Raw genomic sequence first — 2,928 nt, 5'->3', positions numbered from 1 at the left:
GGTTCGGCCGCGCTCGTCGGCACCGTGGCGACCGGCCTCGTCGGGTACGGCGTGACGGTGGCGACGGGCCCGCCCGCGGTCACCCGGATCCCGGTCACCGTGGCCCGCCTCGACCCGCGGGCGGACGGTTTCCGGATCGCCCTGGTCAGCGACCTGCATCTCGGCCCGATCATCGGCCGGTCGTACACCCGGCGGGTCGTGGACCTGGTCAACGCCGAGCGGGTCGACGCGGTGGCCCTGGTGGGCGACCTGGTGGACGGGGACGTCCCCGATCTGGCCGGGGCGGCCGCACCGCTGGCGGATCTGCGCAGCGGACACGGCACCTTCTACGTCACCGGGAACCACGAGTACTACGTCGGCTACCGGCAGTGGATCGAACACCTGCCCACGCTCGGGATCCGACCCCTGCGCAACACGCACGTGCCGATCGAGACCGGTGGCGGCGGCTTCGACCTCGCGGGCATCAACGACCACACCGGCTACCGCTGGCAGGACCCCGGGGACGTGGGTGCGGCCCTGGCGGGCCGGGAGCCCGACCGTGCCGTCGTGCTGCTGGCCCACCAGCCGGTCGACGTGACGGACGCGGTCGACGCCGGGGTGGACCTGATGCTCGCCGGACACACCCACGGCGGCCAGCTCACCCCGTTCGAAGTGGCGGTGTCGCTGCAGCAGGGCGCCGTGGCGGGGCTGTACCGGCGCGGCGACACGCACCTGTACGTCACCAGTGGTGCCGGGTTCTGGGGACCACCCGTCCGGGTGGGCGCACCTCCGGAGATCTCGATCGTCGAACTGCGCGCGCGGCGCCGCGCGCGCTGACGGCTCAGGTCAACGTGCGCGGCCGGACGGCGTTGGCCCGGTCCACCAGTTCGATCCGGCGTTGTGCGTCACCCGCCAGCCGCGCCAGCGTCCGGTAGCGGTCCTCCAGACCGAACCGCAGGTCCCGCTCGGTCAGCGGCCACCCCAGCACGGTGGTGTGCGGGTCGGCGACACCGTGGGCGCGGGTCCACTCGAAGGCCGCCTCCAGCACCTCGGCCTCCAGCCGTGTCCGGCGTTCGGCGTCCAGGCTCAGCCGCCCCACCTGGTCGGAGGCGGCCACCAGGTCCGACCCGGTGACCTGCTGCGAGCCGTACACCTGCCGCGTCTTGATCTTCACCGCGGCGACCTGTGCGGCGGTGTGGTGGGTGGAGGAGGCGGGCACCGATTCCAGGACCTCGATCGCGGACTGCCTGCCGCCCTGCGCCAGGTACACCCGCGCCAACCCGAAGGCGGCGCTGACGTAGGAACGGTCGGTACGCCACACGAGTTCGTACAGCCGGGCGGCCTTGAAGTAGTCCCCGACCGTCTCCGCGCTCACGGCCAACGCCAGTTTCGGCGCGATCTCCCCGGGCAGTTCGTCGTAGACGGTCTCGAAGGCCACGTGCGCCACCCTCGGCCGTCCGCCCGCCAGTTCGATCAGACCGCGGTACCAGTCGACCCGCCAGTCGTGCGGGAATCCCGACTTGATCGCGAGGTACTGCGCGGCCTGCAACTGCCGGTGGGCCTCGGCCAGCTCGCCGAGCTCGATGCGCGCCCGCACGATCCGCAGGCGGACCTCGATCGACTCGCGCGGGGCGTGCGCGAGGGCCGCGATGGCGGTGCGCGGGTCCGCCGAGAGCAACGTGGCCAGCACCCCGGCGCCCGGGTCGTCGGTGTGCACCTGCGGGATCGGCAGGCCGGCCACCACCTCGCCCGGATCGGGCAACGGAACCTGCTGCCAGTGTTCGGGAACGACCAGCTCGACGCCGAAGGTGTTGGTCTCCGGGCCGAAGACCGTGGAGGCGCCCGGCCGCGGGGTGCCCGTGCCCAGGGCCATGATCTCCCGCAGCACCCCGGCGAGCTGGTCGCCCATGTCCTCCGCGGAGGCGAACCGGCGGTCCGGGTCGGCGTGCGTGGCCCTGCGCAGGAAGCGGTAGTACGAGTCGAACAGCTTGAACAGTCCGACGTCGTCCTGCGCGGGCAGGGTGGTCTTGTACCGGCCGGTGTAGCCGGTGAACTCGAAGCTGAGCACGGCCAGCGTGCGACCGACGGTGAACAGGTCGGAGGCGACCGAGGCGCCCCGCGTGGGCAGTTCCGGGGCGCTGTAGCCGCTGGTGAAGAACAGCGGACTGGTGTAGTCGTCCATCCGGCGCACCGCGCCCAGGTCGATCAGCTTGAGCTGGTCCCCGGTCTGGATGACGTTGTCCGGCTTCAGGTCGCAGTACAGCAGGCCCTGGCTGTGCAGGTACCCGAGCGCGGGCAAGATCTCCAGCCCGTACGCGAGGACCTGCCCGACCGGCAGCGGTTCGGCGCGTCCGCTCTCCCGGTGGTGGGCGATCGCGAGCTGGCGCAGCGACTGCCCGCCGATGTACTCCATGACGATGTAGCCGACGGAGTTCCCGGTGTCCGGGTCCGGGTGCTGGACGAAGTTGTAGATCTTGACGATGTTCGGGTGCTCGACCTCGGCCAGGAACCGGGTCTCGTTGACGGCCGCGGCCACCGCCGTGGCGTCCCCGGTGTTGATGAGTCCCTTCAGCACGACCCAGCGCCCGCTGACGTTGTGGTCGGAGGCCAGATAGATCCAGCCGAGCCCGCCGTAGGCCAGCGCCCCGATCACCTCGTACTGGCCGCCGACGATCTCGTGCGGGCGCAGCTTCGGCAGGAACGAGAACGGTGTGCCGCACGCCGCGCAGGTGCCCTCGGGCGCGCCCGGGCCGCCGTCGGTACCGCGGCCGACCTTCGCGCCGCAGTTGCCGCACCAGCGTTTCGACTCGGCCACCATCGGGTCCGCGAGCACGGCTTCGGCCGGATCGCGGTAGGGAACCTGCGGCACGTCCACCAGCCCCGCACCCAGCCGTCCCCGGCGCGACCGCCGGGACGACGTCCGGCGCGGGCCCCGCCCCGCAGTCCCGG

Annotated in this window: 2 protein-coding genes; one reads left to right on the top strand and one right to left on the bottom strand. The window is 72.4% G+C overall.

What is annotated here, in order from left to right:
• Positions 1-816 (top strand): metallophosphoesterase (locus SACHA_RS0101900; RefSeq protein WP_019806761.1); only part of this gene is annotated, 816 nt, incomplete at its 5' end.
• Positions 817-820: 4 nt separating this feature from the next.
• Here SACHA_RS0101900 and SACHA_RS0101895 read toward each other — a convergent pair.
• Positions 821-2,928: serine/threonine-protein kinase (locus tag SACHA_RS0101895; RefSeq protein WP_083935749.1), on the bottom strand; the 2,108-nt coding region annotated here is incomplete at its 5' end.

Source organism: Saccharomonospora halophila 8 (assembly GCF_000383775.1).
GTDB lineage: Bacteria > Actinomycetota > Actinomycetes > Mycobacteriales > Pseudonocardiaceae > Saccharomonospora > Saccharomonospora halophila.
This window is presented reverse-complemented; position numbering and strand designations above follow the sequence as displayed.